The sequence below is a fragment of the Streptomyces sp. PH10-H1 genome (genome assembly GCF_030063355.1).
Classification (GTDB): domain Bacteria; phylum Actinomycetota; class Actinomycetes; order Streptomycetales; family Streptomycetaceae; genus Actinacidiphila.
The window spans coordinates 20,588-40,195 of sequence record NZ_JASISZ010000060.1; the positions used below are offsets into that span (position 1 = coordinate 20,588).

A 19,608-nucleotide genomic window follows, 5' to 3' on the forward strand; every position below is an offset into this window, starting at 1 on the left:
GGCCGGGCGCTCTTGTGCTGGGGTCGGGCGGTGCTACTGGTGGCCCGGGAGATAGGACGCGGCGGCGGCGCGCAGCGTGACGTACGAGCCGCGGCCCTCGTCGTCGTCCGGTGCACGGCGCCCGCCGATGAGCGGGTGGGCGCGCCAGTGCAGGACGGCCCCCGGGCCGTGGTGGCGGACCTCGCCGACGAGTTCGCCGTCGACCGCGACGAGGTACGGGCCGAGGTCGTCATCGTTCGTGATCGAGCGGAAGGCCAGGCCGGTTGACTCGGCGAGTTCAGCGAGCGTGCCGGCGAGCCGCAGCTCGTTTTCCGCCTGGACGTACGCGGCTTGTGCTGGTGCCAGATCGGGCATGGATGAACGCTCCTGTTCGCGGTCAGGGCTGCGTATCACGGCGTGGTCGGGCGGCCGGTTCGAGGGCGACGGATCTGGAGAGGGAGGCGCTCGTACGCCAGGCGCAGCCGGTCGGCCGCGCCTGCCATGCGCACGAGCTCGACGGCACGGCCGGTCTGGTCGTATGTGACGTGGTCGACCAGGAGCACGGAGACCCGAGCTCCTATGGCAAGGCGCGCGGCCTGGTCGGCGGTGGGCGCTTCCGCGGTGACGTACTCGGACATCGCGGCGGGAGTGATGCCGGCCGCAATGAGGGCGGCGAGGACGCCGCCGATGATCTTCTCTGGGCGGTCGAGGTGGGCGGCCTCGGCCACGTCCAGCGGGTACCACGCCTCTTGCAGTTGGACGACGTCGCGGCCGATCATGGCGCGCCGGCGGCGGCAGACGACGGGGGAGCTCGGCGCCAGTTCGAGGAGCTCGGCGACATCGGCCGGGGCGTCGAGAGTTGAGGCGGCTGGATCGTCGACCACCATCCGCCCGTCGAGGCCCTGCTCGGCGGTAGCCGTCTCCCACGGGCCCCGCGTGCTGGTGGGATCGAGAGTGCGGCTGTACCGATCGAGTGGGACGCGTACCGGCGTGCGGTCGCGGACCACGGTCCCTTGCCCGCGCACCGAGATCACGTATCCGTCGGCCTCTAGCTCTTGGTACGCCCTATTCACGGTCGCCTTCGATCCCTCGCCCTGGGCGACGAACTCGCGGATATACGGCAGGGCCGTACCAGGCGCGCGCGTGCCATCGCGAATTTCTGCCGCGATTCGTTCTGCCAGCGCCTGCCACTTCGCGGCCATGTGGTCACTCCCTCTGTCGTCTGCACCCAAGTACAACACACTCAATCCTAGGATTGCTTGACAGTCCCCACGGTAGGTGTCATGGTCGTCACGTGCCAGAGTAATCCTAGGATTGCTTCCGGCTCAGTACGACCGCCGACCCCATTAACGGGGCACGGCCCCGAGCGTGGCTAGACGCATCGGGGCCGCTGGCGAACCGACTCGATAGGGAGTTGATCCGCGTGAGCACCACCATGCCCGAAACCGCGACGATCTCGCGAATCGCCGTTATCGCCCCCTCTTCCGCAGCCTTTCCCCTCAGCACCCTGACCGCAGACGAGCGGCTCGACCTCGGCGCCGTGATCGGCCTCGACCTCGACCTCGTACTCGGCACCGGACGCGAGATCCCCGCTGGTCTGAGTGACCAGGAGCACGACGCCGCGTGCTTCGAAAGCTTCACCGAGCAGTACACCCGGGTCTCCGCCCTCGTCGACATGCTCGACTCCGGATTCGTGGACGTCCCCCGCGCGTACGGCCGCCTCCTCGTCCTCGCCGACGAGTTGCAGGCCGCCGACGACGCCGACGGCTACCAGCGCGACGAGCTCGACGAGGTCCTCGGGGGGCGAGCCGCATGAGGATCAACCGCCGCGCCCTCCCGACCGCAGCACGCGCCCTGATCCACCGAGCTGACCGGCTGCACCCCGCCGCGCTCCTGGTCCTGGTCCTCCTCCTCGGCGTCGTCGTTCACTTCACCGCCCCTGTGATGGTGACCCTCCTCGCCGCCGTGGTGACTGCGGTCCAGTCCGCCGCCTACCTCGCGGGGAGCGCCGTGCTCTTCCGCCTCGCCCTCCGGTTGGCCGCCGACTTTCGCGCCACGGGCACCCCGGCCACGGCCCCCAAAATCCCCGCCCAGACCACGGCGCCGTGACGGCCGTGTGCGCCCTGGTCCGCGACGTCTCCGCCGAGACCCTCGCCCGCCACGGGCTCACCGACCGGGCCACTGCCCACCGGGCCGCCCAGTGCGCCGAACTCTGGGCCGCCGAAAGCCGCCGCCGCGCTGACCGCGCCGCCCTCGACTCTCTCGCCTCCCCCCGCAAGGAGACCCCCCAGTGAACGACTTCTACAACGAGCGCCGGCGAGACCGCGTTGCCGACCGCGAACAGGACCGCGCCGACGCCCTCGCCGCCGCCGAGCAGAAGCGGAAAAGCGAGCTCGCCGCCGCTGAACTGCGCCGCCAGGACGAGGCCGAGCGCGAGGAGCGCAGCCGCCGTACCCGCCGTGAGACCGACCGCGAGCGGGCCCGCCGCAAGGCCGAGCGCAAGGCGGCACGCGGCGAGCTGTTCGCCAAGCTCCGCCGCGAGGGCGACACCACAGGCGCGTTGATCGTCATGGCGGCGGGCATCATTGCGGCCCTGTATTTCCAGCTCCGCGCCCTCAACGGCGAGAACCTCCCCGGCGTGATCTCCCTGTGCTTGGCCGTGATGCTGGAGGCCGGGGCGTGGGTGGCCACCACGTCCGGCGAGCGGGCCAAGAGGGAGGGCCGCCCGGCAGGCCGCTTCCGGGTGGTCATGTGGGCTTGCGCCAGCTTCGCCGCGCTCATCAACTACTCGCACGCTCCCGAGTCGTCCGGCGGTTGGCTCGCGTGGGTCCTCGCCGCCGCCAGCTACGCCGCCGTGTTTTTCTGGGAGGTCCGCGGTTGGGGCCGTCACGGAACCAAGGCCACCCGCACCAAGGCGCAGCGCCGGGAGGACCGCCGCCGCCGTCGGCATGACCGCAAGCGCCGGACTCGCTTTCCCACGGTCTACAGCCGGTACCTCGACATCCTGACCGCGCATCCCTTCGCCACGGTCGACGCGGAGGAGGCATGGCGGACCGCGTGGCGTGACGAGCACGGAGCCGACCTCGCCACCACGGCCCGCGTTGTTGCCCGCCGAGGCCACGCCGATAAGGCGCTCGCCGCAGCCCACGGGGTAGGGGTCGAAACCCTTGTCGTCGAGCAGCTCCTCGGAGAGCTGTTCCCGCCGGACGGAGGCGACGACGGACCGGCCGCGCGCCGCTCCTCGGGCGGACCGAGCGGCGGGCCGAACAAGAGTGGTCGAACGGCGAAAACCCTTGGGCGCAAAGGGAAGCAAGCGATCGGCCGAGTCTCCGGCCGGACCGCTCCGAAGGTCCCTGACAGGCCCCTCGACGCCGCGCACATTGCGCAGGTGAGAGCCCTCGCCGACCTCCTCGGCGGCGCCGCGCACCTGTCCGTGAAGAACGTCCGGCAGGCCGTCGGCGGCGGTAACTACCGCTACGCGATGCGGCTGCGGGACCACGTCAAGGCCGAGAGGAAGAACGCCCGATGAGTGCCACCTCCCACACCCCGCCCCGCGCCCTGATCCTCGCGGCCCCCGCCGGCACGTACGTGATGATCCGCCTCGTTCCGGCGCACGGATGGGGCCCCGCAGCCCTTATCGGCGCCCTCCTCCTGGCCCTCCTTCTCTGGGGCCCCGCTGTCCTGCGGGCCGGTGCAAAGTCCCTCGCCGTTCGCAACGCCACCAAGGCGGCCAAGGCCGCCAAGAAGGAGAGTGCGAAGTGATCGCCACCGACCGCAGCGTGTACCGGCAGATCGCCGCCGAGCTCGCCGACCGGGCCGACGCCGAGGCCGCCGCGCAACACCCGCACCTCGGCCGTGCCTGCGCCGAACTCGGCCTCGTGTACCTCGCGTTGGAGACCGCGCCTCTGTCGAACCGCCACGTGGCCGCCGCCTGGAAGGCCGCCGAGGACGCCCGGCAGTCCCTCGCCTACGGGACGGCCGTCGGCTGCGCCGCCGACACCGCCCGCGCCCGGCTTCACCTCGCACTCGGCGAACTCGACGCGGCCGACCTCAGCCCCACCACCTGATACCGCGCCCCGCCCCCATGCACCATGCCCGGCCGCCCGCCCCCGGCGGCCGGGCCCCGAGAAGGGAACATCGCATGTCCACCACCACCGAGACCCCCGGTAGCGAGACCGAGGCGCAGCTCGTCGACCTCGCCGCCTACCGCGACCCCGAGACCTTGACCCGCATCGCGGAGGCCGCCCGCGAGGCGGCCCGAACCTCCCCGGCCGGGCTCGCCGACCTGACCACCGGGACCGTGCACCTGGGCAAGGCGGACGCCCCCGCCGGCGCCCCGGCCGAGGAAGAGGCCGGGGTCCTCGAAATCCTCGACGAGCGCGACGGCTGGACCCTGCGGACCCTTATCCCCGCGTCCCTCACCGACCCGGGGGCATGGCGGCAGCGCCGCGCCGAGTGGACCAACGCCGCGCAGTTCCACGCCCTGCGCTCCCCGGTCTACCTGTGGCGCGCGGTCCAGGTCAGCGCTCTGGGTGCCCGCGTCGGCGGCCGTGACGCCTGGTCCTACCTCGGGGCCACCGAATACGGCGAGATCGCGGACAAGGTCAGGCGCACCAAAGCGGGGCCCGAGCACATCGCCGATCTGCGCGCCGACCGCCGCAAGGAAGCCAAAGCCCGCCGCCGTGAGCCGATCACCGTCTACGGCCTGACCGGCTGCACCACGTACACCGCCGCCCTGTTGGCCCTCGGTCAGACCTGGGGATGGGTCATGGCCGCGCCCTCTCTCCTGCCGGTGTTCGGCGTCCTGTACGCCCTCGGCCGCCGCGAGTTGATCCGCCGCCAGCCCGATGGAACGTTCGCGCTGATGGACACCCCCGACTTCACCGGCGCCGGGGTCCTGACCGACGAGGGCCTGAACGCCGCGCTGCGCGCCCGGAACGTCGGCATCCTCAAGGACGGCGAGGAGGTCACCATTCGGGGGTTCATCGCCCGCGAGCCCGCCGACAGGGCGAGTGTGGTCCGGTTCGACCTCCCCCGGTCCGCCGGCAAGACCGCGAAGGAAGTCGGCGCCAAGCGCGAGGCCCTCGCGGCGGCCCTGGCCGTGGACGCGATCCAGCTCTCGATCCGTCAGGACGGGCACGAGGGCGGCGTATACATGCGCGTTGCTGACTCGCACCCCTTCGGAGGCGACGCGGTGCGCTCCCCGCTGGAGACGGCCGAGAGCTGGGACATCTGGGACGGCGCCCCGACGTTCGTGGACGAGACCGGCAGCATTACCGCGATCGAGCTCCTGTTCTTCGGCCTCCTGGTCGGCGCGATGCCCCGCCAGGGCAAGACGTTCACGGCCCGTGCGGCTGCTGCTGCGGCCGTCCTCGACGCGCATTGCCGGGTGATCGTCGCCGACGGAAAGGGCGGCAAGGACTGGTCCGCTACGGCCCTCATTGCCGAGGCATACGTCCGGGGTGTCACCGAGCCCGCCGTCCGGCGCCTGGCCCGCGTCCTCGAAGACCTCGTCGCCGAAATGGAAGAGGGATACGACGCGCTGTTCGAGCTTCCCGACGAGGTGTGCCCCGAGGGAAAGCTCACGCCCGAGATCACCCGCGACTACAAGATTTACCCGGTCCTCCTGATCATCGACGAGTTGCAGCGGTACCTGGAGGACGAGAACAAGGAGAACGAGGACGACAAGCTCACCTACGGAAAGCGCATCGAGAAGGCGCTCATCACTCTTGCCAAGGTCGGCCCGGCCGTCGGTCTGATCCCGCTCCTCGCCTCGCAGAAGCCGACCGGGGACGCCGTCCCCTCGGCGCTGCGCGACGCCATTCCGCAGCGCATCGCCCATCTGTGCGCCACGTACCAGATGAGTGACTCCGTCCTCGGCACCGGTTCGAGCGCAAGCGGCTGGAACGCGAAGGATCTTGCGCCCGCGTTCAAGGGCATGGGCATTCACGCTGACGAGACCGGACTCCGGTTCATGCGCTCCCTGCTGATCAAGCTCCCCGCCTTCCGGGCCATCTGCGAGCGCGGCCGGGCCCTGCGCATCGAGGCCGGCACGCTGGCCGGGGAGGCGGCGGGGCAGGCCGGACGCGCCGCCCGCGTTGGCGGGGTCCTCGCCGACCTGATCGCCGTGTTCGAGGAACGGAAGAACCCCGACCGCCTCGCTACAGCCGAAATCCTCGACGGCCTCGCCGAACTCGACCCCTCGACGTGGGCGCCCGCAGCCCTCGCCGTCGGCGAGGAGGACCAGGCCGCTTACGTCCGGACCGGCGGAACGGCCCTGCGGAAGGCCCTCGACGAGGCCCTCGCCAACTCGGACCGCACCCTGACCGTCCGGAGCTGGACCAGCGGCGGAAGGGCGAACGGCTACTACCTCGCGGACCTGCGCAAGGCCGCCGGGATTGCCTGAAACGTCCCTCGGGACGGGGTCCGTACGGATCGGAACGCCGCAGGTCAGCGCCCGGTACGCCGTACGTACGGGCCCCTCCCGGCCCGGTACGTCGAACCGGTCCACCGGCCCGCGTACCGGCCCCGTACGGGCCTCTGACCTGCGGTAACCCGATCCGACCCGGCCCGTACTGATGTCACAAACCCCCCGTAAAGCGATCATGCCGAGGAGTGCCGCCGATCATGGAATACACCGCCCGCGCCTATGCCGAGACCATCCCCCCGCGCGCCGAGGCCCTCCCCGTGTACCGGCCCGAGCCGATGTCGGGCCACCCCGCCGAATACCGCCCCACCGCCGCGCCCGAGGCCATTCCGACCGTGGTCGAGGTCCGCCTCCTCGACGGCCGCACGGCCTATCACTACGCCCCGTCCATCCCCGCTGGCGCCGCGCCCGCGGCTTCCGCCCCCGCCTCAACCGCCATCCCCGCATGGGCCAAGACGACGGCGCTCCTCCTGGTCTCGGCGTCCGCCTCGCTCGCCCTGGGTGCCTACGCCCTCACGTTCCTTGCCGAGGCCGCCGCGACCCTCGCCGCCGCCCTGGTCCTCCTCGCCAAGATCGCCGTAGTCCTCGCGCTCGTCGTCGCCCTGGTGGCCGCCGTCGTCCAGCGCGGCCGAGGCGGCAAGAAGCAGACCGCCACCGCCACGGCCACCGCCACCGCCGGACTGTTCGGCCGTGCCAAGGCGACCGCAACGGCAACGATCAACAACCGATAGGAGCCTCGGCCATGAGCGCGCTCAAAATCCGGAAACTGACTGTCGGCGGGGCCCCCGTCCGCTGCCCGAGCCGAGGGGCGGGCAGCATCCCGCGCGAGCTGACGCTCATCCCCTCGGGCGGCATCATCAACGCTTCGTGCGGCGAGATGCACGCCGACGCCACGGGCAAACGTCGCAGTCGGGCCCAGTGCTTCTTTCAGGTCGAGAACCTGACCACGGCACAGCTGCACACGCTCACTCAGGCTCAGGAGGGCAAGCCGTTCCGGCTGGAGCTCAAGAGCGGAAACATCGAGGGCGTTCTCGTCGCCAAGGGCCCGGGTGCTGTGCAGTCCAAAGCCGCTCGCGCCGCCGCCGCCGCTGCCGCGAAATCAGGCAAAGCCGCCCCGGCCGGACCTGCCAAGCCCGCCGGGCGCGCGACCGGCGGGAGTCTCGCCGCAGCGTTCGGCGCCGTCGCCGCCGTGGCGGGAGCCGTCGGGCAGACCGCCGCCGCCGCTGGACAGGTAGCCAATGCCGGGGCCGCGGCCGTCAGCTCGGTCAGCGACCTGGGCCGCGAGGGGATCGGCGCCGCACGAGATGGAATCCGGGAGGCCGGGGCCGCGGGCGAGCGCCGGCACGAGCGCAAGATGCGCCGCGCCAAGGACGCCGACGGCGAGGACTGACCAGGCCGGCACCGGCCCGTGTGCGCCCCCGAGAGCCAAGAGCCGAGAGCCGGGCCCGGGGGCGCCGTCATGTCGGGCGAGTATCCGAAGGTCTCGACAGTTTCAAGCCAACTTACAGTTCAACTTGTAGTTCATCTGCGACTTATGTCATCGTAAGAAACGCACCAACTACCCGACCCAACAGGGGGAAGACATGACCGAGCAGACCCACACCGCCGCCGCCGCCGGACCGATCCTCGCTGCCGTCCAAGCCGACATGGGCGAGGTGCTCGTCACGATCGACCCGGCCGCCACCGTCGCCCGCGTCGTCATCAGCACCAAGGACGCCGAGGGCCCGTCTGCTGACGCCGTCCGCCGCACCCGCATCACGCAGGACGGGAACCGCCTGTCGATCACGGTCCCCGAGGTCGAGGGGTCCAACGTCGGCGTGAGCGTCTACGGCAGCGGGAACTTCATCCAGAACGTGACCAGCGTCGGCCGGGGCCAGACCATGACCGGCGTCACGATCGTCAACGGCCGAGTCATCTCCGGCGGGATCTCCGGGGGCAGCGCCGTCGTGAGCCCGATCGAGGTCCGCGTCACCCTCCCCGCCGGCTCCGGCGTACGGATGAACGGCCGGAACGCCAACCTCACCGTGTCCGGCGTCCTCGCCGCCCTCGACTACAGCGGCCACAACGGACACATCCGCACGGGAGTCGTCGGTCGGATCAAGGTCCGCACCCACAACGGGCACACCGACGCCGACGTCGTCCAGGAGTGGGCCGACATCGAGGGACATAACGGAGACACCGAGATCGGCACGTACAGCGGCACCGCCGCCCGCTTGATCACCCACAACGGGAGCATCCGCCTCGCCGCCTCGCCCGCCGCAAGTGGGCAGATCGAGGCCCGCTCCTACAACGGAAACATCCGCCTGCACGGCACGAACCGGACCGGCCTCGACGTCCAGACCTCGACCCGCAACGGCCGCGTCAGCAAGTAGCGCCCGGCCTGCCGTCCTCCCGAAAGGTCCCGCGCCATGCGCGCTTTGTGCCTCGTCGTGATGGTGGCTCTCCCCATCGTGACGGCCGTCATCCTCCTGCACGGCCACGTCTGACCGCCCCCGCTCGACGGCCGGGCCTCGACCGAGGCCCGGCCCCTGAACCGCTGATCAAGGAGAAATCCATGCCGCGATTCGACGCAGGCGACGAAGTCAAAATCACCGCGTGTGCGGACGACTCCCGCGCGGTCGGTAAGACCGGCCGAATCGTGGACGAGGTCGAGCCCGGCCCGCTCACCGAGGGCCGGTGGACCGTGAACGGAATCGGCCTCCTGATCGGCCCCGTCCTGTGCCACTCGCACGAGATGCGCAAGACCGGCCGCTGACTCCGCAACCCGCCCACCGCTGAACTGATTGGAAGGAACCGACCACATGAACACGTCCAGCCAAAGCAACGTCCTGCACACGATCCCGGCAGCCTCGGCCCGGCTGCTCCTCCTCGGCCTCGGCCTGGTGCACGTCGCCGCCGCACCCGCCGCCGCTCTCGGCGCCGCGTGGCTCCTCGATGCGCAACTCGCGGACCACGTCCGCGGATTCGCCCGCGTCGCGTACATCGTCGTCGTCGCGATCGTCGCCCTGGCCGCCGTCGACCGCACGGTGACCGACCTCACCGAGCCCGCGCACCGCCTCGCATACGGCCGCCTCAACGGCCCGCGCACCTGGTCGTGCGAGGACTGCGGCCGGACGATCGCCGCTCGCCTGTGGACCCCGTACGAGGCCGCCGCGTTCGAGGCCCACCTCGCTGACCCGGCGGCCCACGACTGCGACCGCGACCGCCGGAAGTAGCGCCGGCACTCGCCGCCGGGGCCCCGACCGGGGCCCCGGTCCCGCAACCGGAAGGAACGCCACCATGACCGTGAACCGCGCCGCCGCCTACCCCGCCGTATACGCCCTCCTGCGCGCCGCCGCCGACGTCGCCGACCACTGGGTGCAAACAGACCACCAAGCGCAGCACAAGGCCAAGCCGGGCGCCGAAGGGCACAAGGCCAATGGGGGACACGCCGCCTCGTATGTCGCCACACAGGCCGCCGCGCTCCTGGTCGGAAACCACGTCCTCGGCCTCGGCCTGCGGCCCCGCAGTATCGCCGCCGCCCTCGCCCTGTCCGGTGCCACGCACTACGTGATTGATCGCCGCTGGCCGGTGCGCAAGACCGCCGAGGCCATCGGAAAAGCCAACTTCTACAACCTCGGCGGCCCGCTCGGCGGCGCCTATCTCCTGGACCAGGCAACACACCACTTGGCCGAGGCAATCGCCGCGTACCTCGCCGTCCGGGACTGACCCGATACCACCGCCGCATCGCCGAGGCAGGTCGGACAGCAGCCGCCGCTGGCACGGCCGAGAGTTAAGGACCCGACACCATGTTCCGCATCAGCAAGAGCCGCCGTGCAGCACGCCCGGCGGCCGGGGGAGGACCCGAGAGCATGACCAGCAACACCGGACGCCACACGCTCGACGCGCTGCGCGAGCTCGCCGAGTTACAGCGCGAGTCGGACCGGCTGCGCGTGGCCACCGCCGCCCGGATCGCATTCGAGGACGTCGTCGCCCGGCATGACGAACTCCAGAAGACGGGGACCAATCTGCGAGAATTCGCCGAGATCCGCGAGGAGGCCGCCCCGTATCTCAATGGCAGCAAGGCGGTTCCGCCGTCGGTCTCCTCGGCCGAACTGATCGCGCACGCCCGCCGCCGGATCGAGGTATTCGGCCGCATCGCCGAGGCCGGGATCGAGGGAGCCGCGGAAGGGGTCGCCGAGGCCGAGGTCGAGCTCGCGGAGGAGCTGCGCAAGAGCCCCGCCGAGATCGAACTCGTCAGCTTCGGATTCCTACACGGTCCGGCCCCCGAGGCCGATCTCGTCGTCGACATGCGCCGGCACTTCCGTGACCCCCACATCAACCCCGAGATGCGGCAGCTCACCGCCGAACACGAACTCGTGATGCGGACGGTGTTCGACACCGACGGCGTCCCCGAGCTTGCCCGCGCGATCCTCGCCGCCGTCGAGTCCTTCCGCGCCGGTCCCTCGGCGGGAACGGTGCGCGTCGCCGTCGGCTGCGCCGGGGGCCGTCATCGTTCGGCCGCCATGATCAATTACCTCGCCACGCAGTACGGCGCCGAGGCCAGGGTCACGGCCGAACACCGCGACATTCACCGGGACGTCGTCAAGCGGTAGGCCCAGCACGCACCCGGTAAACACGCGAGCGCCCGACCCCTGGTGAGGGGTCGGGCGCTCGTGCTTGGGCGGGGGGAGGAGGCGCTACCAAGGCCCACGGATAGGTAGCCGTACTCACGACAGCGACAGTCCGTGACGGGGATACTGGGCCTGTCCCGACTGAATACTAAGGAGTCACTCGTGAGCCAAGTGGAGTCCAGCCCTGGAGTGAGGCCGGTACCTGGGCTGCTTGGCTGGCTTGTTGGCCCGTTGCACCGCCGAGGTCACCACGCGGCGGCGCTCGCCGTTGCCGTATCGGTCATGGCCCTGGCGGCGACAGCGGCAGGGTACGGCCTGGTACAGGCGGCTGGGGCTGCCTCTGGCGCTGCGGCTGCTGTTCTTGGCCTGCTCGGCGCCGTACTGGGATGGTCAGGCCGACTCGTCCTCTTCGCCGTCGTCGCGCTGACCCCGTTTATTCTGATGGCCGGCATCCTCGGCCGTCGTAGCTCCCGATAGAAGCGCCGGAGCCCGATCTCAGGCGAAGCGTGACCTCCCGCGTCTGGATAGAGAAGAGCCCCTAGGGTCGCGCTCGCCGTTCGGCGGTCACTGCATCAGCTTGACCCCGGGTCGGCGTGATGGGTGGAACCGCCGTACTCGCCGGTCATGGGATCGCGTGAACTCACGGTCATGGTGATGTGCCACTCCCACACTCCCTCGCATGGTCCGGGTACTCGGGCCAGCGCGAGGGAGTGAGGTTCCAGGCCGGGGGCCTGTCGCGCGAAGTCTGCTGCCGCTTGCAGCGCGGCGGCCGGGGTGGAGCCGGCGCACACCACGGCGGTGAGTGCGTTCACTGAGACATCGCTCGACGAGCCGAGGGTGACGAGTCCGCCCACGGCGGAGCCCGCCGCGCGGAGAGTGCGAACAAGGTCATGTGCGAAGGCGGGCGGCTCATGCCCTACCGGGGAGGTCTCACTCTTCGCCAGCTCGACCGCGGACCCGTCGCGCGGGCCAAAGTTCGAGGGGGTATTCGTTGTGTGGGCCATAGCGGGACGGTACGAGCGGCCGAGCGGATGGAGAGCACGCAGCGTGCGTGCATCGTGGCCCCGACCCCATATGTCCCCAGCTCACAGAATATGAGCACTCGGCATGACCGCCGGACGCGATGCGAGAACCCCATAGCGTCACGTGAAGGCGTCACGGGGTGACGCCTTCTGAACGCGAATGCCTCTGACGGTAGGCCCGAGTGCGACACCTCGGCGAGCAGTACAGGGCATCCACCCGCTTGCGGTTGCCGCCCGTGGCCTCGCCGGTGAACCACCAGCCCTTGCAGACCGGGCAGCGGTGCCGGGGGCGGTGGTACGGGCGGCCTTCGCGCAGGGCGGCGGCGAACTCGATGTTGCTCCGCCACCATTCCTCGCGCTCACGCTTCCATCGCCACGCTTTCGTGCGGCAGGCCGCTGAACAGTACCGGCGCGACCGCCGGCAGCCCTCTGGTAGCTGGCTGCCGCATTGGCTGCACGTCCGGACGCTCTTCCTCGCCACATGTCCAGGGTCCTCTTGGGCGCCCCGCAGGACCAGAGCAAGGGGAGAGCCCCTAGAGCCGAGACGGGGGCTCTAGGGGCTCCAATGCCGCGCGCGGCCCCCACGGGGGGAGGGCGGCGCGCGGGATCAAGGGGAGCGGCGGAAATCCGTCGACTGCTCCGTGTCGGCGCGGACCAACGCCGCCTGCACGTCGTCCGCATCGACGTAATGGCACGGCGCATCGGGTGCCGGACGGCTGAGCCAGGTGGCGGACCAGGACCCCCGGACGCCGACCGGGGTCAAGAGCCACGAACCGCGCGACAGGACGCGTACGCCCTGGATCGTGCAGCCGTGGGCACTGCCCGGGGCAACGAGGAGAATGAGCTCCTCGCGGGTGTAGTCGGCGATCACCGGATACCCTCGATCGTGGGGGAGCTCCAAGGCGTCCAGGGCGGCGAGGCCGCGCTCAAGCGGCGCGATGACAAGCGCGTCCCACGCCGTGCCGCAGGTGACGAGCTCGGTGGAATTGGGCGGGGCGTTGCGCAGGAGACGCACCGTCTGGGTATCGGGTCTGATCAGCGCAGACCAGGCCGACTTGACGGGGTTTGCGGACTGGTTCATAACCGCACCGTAAGGGGAGTACAACGGACTGTAGGCACGCACACTGCGTGCATCGCAGAAGTCCGGAGCACCACACATGGACAGTCGGGGAATCGGCCGGCGCGTGGCCTACTGGCGCGAGCGCCGCCATATGACGCAAGCGGACTTCGGGGCCCTCATGGGACAGTCCCGCCGTTGGGTTCAGGATCTCGAAGGCGGCCTACGGCAGAGAGATCCCCGACTGTCCGTCCTGGAGAACGCCGCCCGCGTCCTCCAGGTACGCCTAGACGTCCTGCTGTCCGACGTGCCGGGTGCCGAGTGCGTGGATGCCCGCGAATTGGCGACGATCCGCGCAGCCGTGCAGCGCCACGACGTCATCACCGGTACGTGTGACGCCAGCGACGGGGAACCGGTCACCATCGAGGCGTTGCGGCGGGCCGTCGCGTATGGCTGGACTTCCTTCCAAAGCAGCCACTTTGCCTCGCTCGGTCGACTCGTGCCCGTCCTCCTGGTCGACGCCAACCGGGCCGCCGCCCACTACCGCGGCGATGACCAACTCGCGGCGTTCCGGGCCCTTTCCATGACGTTCCAGCTAGCCGAGGCCGCCGCCATCAAGGCCGGTGACAGCGACCTCGCATGCACCGCCGGTCATCGCGCGGTCGCCAGCGCCGAGCGGTCCGAGGACCCCGTCATCATGGCCAGCGCCGCCCGGCATTTGGCCGACGCGATGACCAGCCACGGCCAGGCCAAGGCCGCCGCCGCGTTCGCCATCGCCGCCGCCGGCCGCCTTGAGCCCGCGTTGGTGACGCTCGGCCCGGCTGGGTTGTCCACCCTCGGGATGCTCTACCTCAAAGCGGCCATGGCCTCGGCGGCGGCGGCCGACCTCGACGACGGCCACGCTGCGGCCGGGGCAGTGCCCTTGCTCCTGGACCAGGCCGACGAGCACGCCGTACAGCTCGGCGGCGACGGCAACGCGTTGTGGACGGCCTACGGTCCGACGAACTGCGCGCTCTACCGGGCGGCGGCTCACGTCCAGCTCTCCGAGGGCGCGGAAGCCGTCGCCGCCGCCGACGCAATCCCCGTCGGCGCCCTCGACGCACTGCCCCGCGAGCGCCGCGCACATCACCTCGCCGACCTCGCCCGGGGGCTGACTCAGGCAGGCCGACGCGAGGAGGCCGTGAGCACGCTGCTCCGCGCCGAGGAGGAGGCGGCCGAGGAGGTCCGGTGTCGGCCACGCACCCGGCAACTCGTCGACGACCTGCGGCTACTCGGCGCGGGCAGCGCGGAAGGGCGGTTGCGGGCGTTGGCTGATCGCTGTGGACTGCCCGGGTGACTACACCACGCACCCTGTACCTGATCGCCTGCGCCGCCCCGCCCGCTCGTCGTATCGCCACCGGTATTCGCGCCGCCCAGAGCACGGGATGGGACGTCTGCCTGATCCTGACGCCCTCCGCCCATCGGTGGGCGGAGGAGGAAGACCCGGGGGAACTCGACGAGCTGCGCGAGCTCACCGGCCATCCCGTGCGGCACCGCTACAAACTGCCCTCCGAGTCGGACATCCTGCCCGCCCCCGACGCCCTTCTCGTGGCGCCCCTGACCTTCAACACGACCAACAAATGGGCGGGCGGGCACGCCGACACTCTCGCCCTCGGTCTCCTTACCGAGGGCCTCGGCCTGAACCTGCCGATCGTCGCCCTGCCCTACCTGAACAACGCTCAGGCCGCACACCCCGTATTCGATCTCAGCGTGGAGTTCCTCCGTGCACAGGGCGTGCGTGTGCTCCTCGGCGGCGACGGATTCACTCCGCATCCGCCCAAACACGGCAACCTCGATGCGTATCCGTGGGCGTCTGCCATGGCCGCTCTGCCCGCTGAGTCCGCGAACTGATCCGATCAAAAAGAACCCAACGCCCGGCCCCCTGTGGGCCGGGCGTCTCGTTATGCCAGGAAAACAGGTCACGGACTGTCGGACGTATGAGCGAGGATCACTGAATGGCGCGGAATGATCTCAGTCCGTCAGAACCGCGCGAACGGAGGGGAACATGACGTCAGCCATGCCGGATCTGCACGGGCTCTTGGCTCATCTGCCCGGCGGAGCCCTGACCGGTGGCGGCGCGGCCTTCACCGCGCTCGTGCTCCTGGCCGTGCTCGCCAACCAATCGGGCAAGCCCGGCAGCGCCGAACGCAAGGCGTTCAACGAGGGAATCGAGCGCAGAGCCGGCGCCGTGGTCGGCGGGATCGGTCGCTACGTCTCAGGCCGCGACCTCACCGGCCCGCCCCGCAGCGAGTCCACTTGGTGGAAGGCCGGGGCGCCCCTGCCCGACGACGAGCCCAGCGAACGGCCCGTCGAGGAGCTCGGCGCGCACGCCTCATCCGTCTCGCTCATCAAGGCCACCCCCCTCCGCCGATCGTCCAAGGTCACCCGCGCCGTCACCGCCCCCGTCCGCGCCGTGTGGCGCCTCCTAGTGGGCGTCGGGCACGTCCTGGCGGTATGGCACCGATGGCCCCGGGTGGCGCGCTCCGCGGTCCGCCTGGCCCCTCTCCCGCTCGCGTGGGGACTGTGGCGGTATCCCGACACAACTCCTCTGGTGCTCCTGGGCATTGCGGGCGCGCTGATAGTTGCTGCGGTGACCGGACCGGCCGGACTCGATTGGTGGCGGCCCCGCGAGTGGACCGACGAGGAAATCCTCGCGCCCGGCGTCTGGGTGGCGCTGCGCCAAATCCTACGGATGGAGGAGACCGAGGCCCGCAATCGGTGGCTGTCGGTCTCGGCCGACATTTCAGAACCGGACGCCCGAATCGTGCTTCGTGTGCCAGTGAAATGGATGGGCGGGCCCGAGGCGGTAGCGGCAATCGAGCGCGTCATCGACGAGCGTATGCCGGGAGATTGGGTTGCTGTGTGGCAGCGCACCGGAACGGAGCATTACGCACGATGGACATTGAAACCAAAGCCGAAACCGATCCCACGACTTCCTGAATCTCTTTCGTGGAAGCCCACGGGAGATCCGTCCAGTGTCTACGTCGGGCAGGCGGTCGAGAACGGGATGCTCGTTGACGCGGTTGTCCAGACGAAAACGGCCACCCCGCACTGGGGGGTGGCCGGTGACACCGGTTCCGGGAAGTCCACCGTTCTCTACATTCCCGTAGTGCACGGGCGCCAGAATGGCGAACTCATCGACATTCTTGATACGAAGAGAAACAGCCTGCGCGAAGCGGAGGGGTTCTCCGGCGTCCGCGTGCACAAAACGACCCGTGCATGTATCTCCGCCTTCGGTGAATTCCTTACATCGATGATGGCTGCGGAGGCTGCGGTGGAAAAGGGTGCCGATCCCGCATTGCGGCGTCATTTGGTGCCCCGCACGCTCGTTGTCGATGAACTTCCGACTCTTATCAAGATGGCCTATACGTGGTGGCGACACGGCCTGAAAGCGAAGGGGTCACCGCCGTTTCTCGACTGGCTCGGCATTATCCTTTTGCAGGGCCGATCATCCGATCACCGTGTCGTCGTCGGAACGCAGCAATTCGCCAACTCCCTTTTCGGCGGCACTATGGAGCGGGCACAGATCGGAGCACGCTTTATCGTCGGCGGACAAGACCGCGTTTCGTGGGGCGTGGCCTTTGGGCAAAGCACACCGGTTCTCGGATTCGATACCAAAGTGAAGGGCCGGGGGGCCTACTCGGACAAGACCAAGGACCCCAACGCCGATTACCTGTATGTGCGGGAGTTTCAGGCGAGCTATATCACTCCGGACGTTGCCCGCCTTTTGGCGCAGTGCCCGCAGGCGCCCGGTTGGTTCGATCGCGGGGAAATGGCGCCCTGGATCACGCCCGAGCTCCTGGCCGAGGTCAACGAGACTGCGGGCGTCATGGCGTTCCTGCCGGGAGGGAAGTACGGACCCGTGTCGCTGCCGCCTGTTGCGTCCGGTTCAGGGGCGGGGGAAACGGTGTCTCTTCCCAGCTCACAGCACGCTACGGGCCCTGGCGTCCCGGCCTACGCAACAGGGGGCGCAACAGGAGCCGTACCCGAGGCCGGCGCGGCCATCGACGAAGAGGCACTGCCCGAAACGTTCTCTCTGGCCGAGGCGTTCGAGCGGGGCATCGTGCCGTGGAAGGCATCCACGGTGCGGACATACGGAAAGCGCGGCATTGCCCGGGGAATCACCTTCCCTGAGGGTGTCACCGATGGGCAGACCTCGTTCTACACCGAGGCGGAGCTCACGGCCTGGCTCACGCAATGGCGTCAATGGCAGGAGCGAAACGGAACGGTTCCGCGCCAGGAAACCAGCGCAGGCGAACCGGAGACCGAAGGGGCGCAGCGTGCCGGAAAGTAACACTCGGCCGGATGTCATCCGTAACTACCTAGCGAAGGGCCGATCCGATCTCCGGACCACTGGGGCCTGTTTCGTGACTCTGGATCTAGAGGGCGGTCGACTGTGGGCCTATCAGGCGGAACATTCTGACGACGTCGCCCCGGCCTTGATCGGCGCCTGTTGGTACATGCGATGGCCTATTGCCCCGATTTCCAACGATCGTGCGAATGATCTTCTCGACGAGATTGCGCCGCGCGTGCGTTGGCTTCTCAAGAAAAGCAGGATTAGGCGGGGTCTGGGTGTCGTCCTGGAAGGCGGGGCGGGAGCGTCGCTCGACGCCATCCAGAGAATGTGTGCGGCAACCTGGGAGGAGAAATATGGAGGGGGCCAGTGATGGGCCGAAGTGCTGATGTACGCTTCTGGACAGGCAACCGGCTGCCCCCATGCCGCTCTCGTCAACTGCCGGTCGCCCGTTCGGATAGGGCGCGTAAAGATCCGTCGGAAACGCAAAAGGACGCAGCGAGAAGGGGAATCCAGCGCTCGGGGATTCGTTGGCGTCCCGTCTCTACATCGCAATACGTGCTCGTCGCCACACGCAGCATCCGCGAGACGTCGAGTTGCCGCAGGCCGGCAACCATGCGGAATCGACGGAGGGACGGCGCCGCGCCGCCCGGGAGGAGCTCCGCGACGGCCACGCCCAGGAGTTCGGCGAGTTGGCGCAGGCGGTCCGGCCGGGGCAAGCCGCCCGTGGTTTCCCAGGTCGCGACGGCGCTGCGAGAGCAGCCCAAGGCGGCGGCCACCTGTGCTTGCGTCAGGCCCCGTGCGGTGCGCGCGTCTCGGATGAGTATCCGCGTCGTCCCTTGATCGTTGTCGCGCATGGGGCCGCACTGTAGCGGTCTGCCGACCATTCCGGTTCCACCCCACGGGAGCGGATTCCCGGGTGTGTCCCGCCCCACGAAATCTCCGAAAGTTCTTACGAAAAACTTTGACCATAGATCAATGCGCGGACTAAGGTCGTGCACCTAACACGCTTGAGTACGGGGGAGGTTGCGGTTCAATGCCAACGGTGGGTTCAGTCGTCCGGATGGTGCTCGGCCTTCCGGAACCGAAGGCAAAACAGGTCGACAACGCAGCGCCGAATGGTGCGGTAATCGCACCCCGCAGTGACCCCGAGCAGCGCCCGGCCAATCCCTGGGAGTCGGCCGCCGCGCAGCTCCAGCAACAGCGGCAGCCGGCGGGACGGCCCGCCGCCGTGAGCACACCCGCACCGGCCGCGCCGTGGGCCACGCATGAGGAGCGGTCAGGGGCCCTGTTCGCGCGCCGCTTCGGGCGCGGGCTGCTGTGGGCGGTGGTCATCCTGGCCGCCATCACCGGCGTGCGGGCCTGGATCTGGCCGCCGACCGCGCGCACGGCGGCCCCGCCCCCGGTGAAATCAGCACCGGCCTATCCGAGCGCGGACGCGCAGGCAGTCGCCGCGCGATTCGCCCGCGCCTACCTGACGTGGGATGACACCAAGCCCGCCGAGCGGGCCGCGCTCCTGGCCGCAGTCCTGCCCGCGTCCGCAGATACGGCGATGGGCTGGAACAACAAGGGGAAACAAGACGTGTTGGCGGCCTATCCCGGCGCCGTCACCCTCGGTTCGCAGAACCAGGCCCGGGTACGCGTTGACGTCCTGGTCCTGCCCGCCGCCACCGGCCAGGCCCCGCCGACGACACCCGCGCCGGCCGCTAGCCATTGGCTCGGCCTCGATGTCCCCGTGGTCGCGACGGCCGGACGCGTCATCGTGACCGGACCCCCGGGGCTCGTCGGCATCCCCGCCACCGGTCCGAAAGCGCCCGAGCTCGCGACATCCGAAAGTGACGGCGCGCTGACCACCGCGACTCAGACCGCCGTCGAGACGTTCTTTCGCGCCTACGCAGGCGGTGACACCGAGTCAGTGACCGCCCCGGGCGCCACCCTCCCGCCCCTTCCCGAAGGCGTGAAGTTCGAGGGCCTGGGGTCCTGGTCCGCCGACGCGGGCAGCGGCACCGACCGCACCGGCACCGCCCGCGTCTCCTGGACGATCGGCGGCGCCACGGTCGAGATGGTCTATCGGGTGGAACTCACCCGCGTATCGTCCGCCGACGCCCAGCGCTGGCAGGTCGCCAACATCCACGGCGGAACGGCATGACCAACCCGGCTCCTACCGAAACCCACTG

At 69.9% G+C, this 19,608-nt stretch carries 23 protein-coding genes; 18 read left to right on the forward strand and 5 right to left on the reverse strand.

Annotation, left to right across the window (positions count from 1 at the left end; all coding sequences use genetic code 11):
• Positions 1 to 33: 33 nt before the first annotated feature.
• Positions 34 to 354 carry a hypothetical protein gene (locus QMK24_RS29510; protein ID WP_283469870.1) on the reverse strand — a complete coding sequence of 107 codons (321 nt, stop codon included), beginning with the start codon at positions 352 to 354 and terminating at the stop codon, positions 34 to 36.
• 35 nt (positions 355 to 389) lie between these two features.
• Complete coding sequence (locus QMK24_RS29515; protein ID WP_283469871.1) at positions 390 to 1,181, reverse strand: GntR family transcriptional regulator; 792 nt, start codon at positions 1,179 to 1,181, stop codon at positions 390 to 392.
• 221 nt (positions 1,182 to 1,402) lie between these two features.
• Between QMK24_RS29515 and QMK24_RS29520 the strand changes: the two genes are divergently transcribed.
• The 14 genes from QMK24_RS29520 to QMK24_RS29585 all read left to right on the forward strand — a co-directional run bounded on the left by QMK24_RS29520 (position 1,403) and on the right by QMK24_RS29585 (position 11,001).
• Positions 1,403 to 1,795 carry a hypothetical protein gene (locus tag QMK24_RS29520; protein ID WP_283469872.1) on the forward strand — a complete coding sequence of 131 codons (393 nt, stop codon included), beginning with the start codon at positions 1,403 to 1,405 and terminating at the stop codon, positions 1,793 to 1,795.
• Positions 1,792 to 2,088, forward strand: a complete 297-nt coding sequence (locus QMK24_RS29525) for a hypothetical protein (protein ID WP_283469873.1) — start codon at positions 1,792 to 1,794, stop codon at positions 2,086 to 2,088. The genes QMK24_RS29520 and QMK24_RS29525 overlap by 4 nt, the downstream gene beginning before the upstream one ends.
• On the forward strand, positions 2,085 to 2,273 hold the full coding sequence (locus tag QMK24_RS29530) for a hypothetical protein (protein ID WP_283469874.1): 189 nt from the start codon (positions 2,085 to 2,087) through the stop codon (positions 2,271 to 2,273). Before QMK24_RS29525 ends, QMK24_RS29530 begins: the two co-directional genes overlap by 4 nt.
• The gene (locus QMK24_RS29535; protein WP_283469875.1) at positions 2,270 to 3,508 is read left to right on the forward strand and encodes a DUF2637 domain-containing protein; all 1,239 of its coding nucleotides are present in this window, start codon (positions 2,270 to 2,272) and stop codon (positions 3,506 to 3,508) included. The genes QMK24_RS29530 and QMK24_RS29535 overlap by 4 nt, the downstream gene beginning before the upstream one ends.
• A complete protein-coding gene (locus QMK24_RS29540) occupies positions 3,505 to 3,741 on the forward strand; it encodes a hypothetical protein (protein ID WP_283469876.1) in 237 nt (78 codons plus the stop codon). Before QMK24_RS29535 ends, QMK24_RS29540 begins: the two co-directional genes overlap by 4 nt.
• Positions 3,738 to 4,046 carry a hypothetical protein gene (locus QMK24_RS29545; protein ID WP_283469877.1) on the forward strand — a complete coding sequence of 103 codons (309 nt, stop codon included), beginning with the start codon at positions 3,738 to 3,740 and terminating at the stop codon, positions 4,044 to 4,046. The genes QMK24_RS29540 and QMK24_RS29545 overlap by 4 nt, the downstream gene beginning before the upstream one ends.
• Before the next feature lie 74 nt (positions 4,047 to 4,120).
• Positions 4,121 to 6,385: a hypothetical protein gene (locus tag QMK24_RS29550; protein ID WP_283469878.1), complete on the forward strand. Its 2,265-nt coding sequence runs from the start codon at positions 4,121 to 4,123 to the stop codon at positions 6,383 to 6,385.
• A gap of 221 nt (positions 6,386 to 6,606) precedes the next feature.
• Positions 6,607 to 7,137 (forward strand): hypothetical protein, encoded by a 531-nt coding sequence (locus QMK24_RS29555; RefSeq protein WP_283469879.1) that lies wholly within the window; start codon positions 6,607 to 6,609, stop codon positions 7,135 to 7,137.
• Positions 7,138 to 7,148: 11 nt separating this feature from the next.
• On the forward strand, positions 7,149 to 7,796 hold the full coding sequence (locus tag QMK24_RS29560) for a hypothetical protein (protein ID WP_283469880.1): 648 nt from the start codon (positions 7,149 to 7,151) through the stop codon (positions 7,794 to 7,796).
• A gap of 193 nt (positions 7,797 to 7,989) precedes the next feature.
• The gene (locus QMK24_RS29565) at positions 7,990 to 8,778 is read left to right on the forward strand and encodes a DUF4097 family beta strand repeat-containing protein (protein WP_283469881.1); all 789 of its coding nucleotides are present in this window, start codon (positions 7,990 to 7,992) and stop codon (positions 8,776 to 8,778) included.
• A gap of 182 nt (positions 8,779 to 8,960) precedes the next feature.
• Entirely contained in the window at positions 8,961 to 9,161 is a 201-nt protein-coding gene (locus tag QMK24_RS29570; protein ID WP_283469882.1) for a hypothetical protein, read from the forward strand.
• 46 nt (positions 9,162 to 9,207) lie between these two features.
• Positions 9,208 to 9,621, forward strand: coding sequence for a hypothetical protein (locus tag QMK24_RS29575; RefSeq protein WP_283469883.1), 414 nt, complete (start codon positions 9,208 to 9,210; stop codon positions 9,619 to 9,621).
• A gap of 64 nt (positions 9,622 to 9,685) precedes the next feature.
• Positions 9,686 to 10,114 (forward strand): DUF3307 domain-containing protein, encoded by a 429-nt coding sequence (locus QMK24_RS29580; RefSeq protein ID WP_283469884.1) that lies wholly within the window; start codon positions 9,686 to 9,688, stop codon positions 10,112 to 10,114.
• A gap of 143 nt (positions 10,115 to 10,257) precedes the next feature.
• Positions 10,258 to 11,001, forward strand: a complete 744-nt coding sequence (locus QMK24_RS29585) for a RapZ C-terminal domain-containing protein (RefSeq protein ID WP_283469885.1) — start codon at positions 10,258 to 10,260, stop codon at positions 10,999 to 11,001.
• A gap of 590 nt (positions 11,002 to 11,591) precedes the next feature.
• Here QMK24_RS29585 and QMK24_RS29590 read toward each other — a convergent pair.
• Together QMK24_RS29590 and QMK24_RS29595 are read right to left on the reverse strand one after the other, a co-directional pair.
• Positions 11,592 to 12,023 carry a hypothetical protein gene (locus QMK24_RS29590; protein WP_283469886.1) on the reverse strand — a complete coding sequence of 144 codons (432 nt, stop codon included), beginning with the start codon at positions 12,021 to 12,023 and terminating at the stop codon, positions 11,592 to 11,594.
• A 625-nt stretch (positions 12,024 to 12,648) separates the two neighbouring features.
• Complete coding sequence (locus QMK24_RS29595; RefSeq protein WP_283469887.1) at positions 12,649 to 13,122, reverse strand: hypothetical protein; 474 nt, start codon at positions 13,120 to 13,122, stop codon at positions 12,649 to 12,651.
• 76 nt (positions 13,123 to 13,198) lie between these two features.
• On the opposite strand from QMK24_RS29595, the gene QMK24_RS29600 reads away from it, so the two are divergent.
• From QMK24_RS29600 to QMK24_RS29610, 3 genes are all read left to right on the forward strand, one after another.
• Positions 13,199 to 14,434: a helix-turn-helix domain-containing protein gene (locus QMK24_RS29600; protein WP_283469888.1), complete on the forward strand. Its 1,236-nt coding sequence runs from the start codon at positions 13,199 to 13,201 to the stop codon at positions 14,432 to 14,434.
• Positions 14,431 to 14,988, forward strand: coding sequence for a flavoprotein (locus tag QMK24_RS29605; RefSeq protein ID WP_283469889.1), 558 nt, complete (start codon positions 14,431 to 14,433; stop codon positions 14,986 to 14,988). Before QMK24_RS29600 ends, QMK24_RS29605 begins: the two co-directional genes overlap by 4 nt.
• A gap of 154 nt (positions 14,989 to 15,142) precedes the next feature.
• A complete protein-coding gene (locus QMK24_RS29610; protein ID WP_283469890.1) occupies positions 15,143 to 17,431 on the forward strand; it encodes a type IV secretory system conjugative DNA transfer family protein in 2,289 nt (762 codons plus the stop codon).
• A gap of 434 nt (positions 17,432 to 17,865) precedes the next feature.
• Here QMK24_RS29610 and QMK24_RS29615 read toward each other — a convergent pair whose 3' ends face one another.
• On the reverse strand, positions 17,866 to 18,288 hold the full coding sequence (locus tag QMK24_RS29615) for a helix-turn-helix domain-containing protein (protein WP_283469891.1): 423 nt from the start codon (positions 18,286 to 18,288) through the stop codon (positions 17,866 to 17,868).
• Between the two features lie 188 nt (positions 18,289 to 18,476).
• On the opposite strand from QMK24_RS29615, the gene QMK24_RS29620 reads away from it, so the two are divergent.
• On the forward strand, positions 18,477 to 19,580 hold the full coding sequence (locus tag QMK24_RS29620; protein WP_283469892.1) for a conjugal transfer protein: 1,104 nt from the start codon (positions 18,477 to 18,479) through the stop codon (positions 19,578 to 19,580).
• The last annotated feature ends 28 nt before the right edge of the window (positions 19,581 to 19,608 follow it).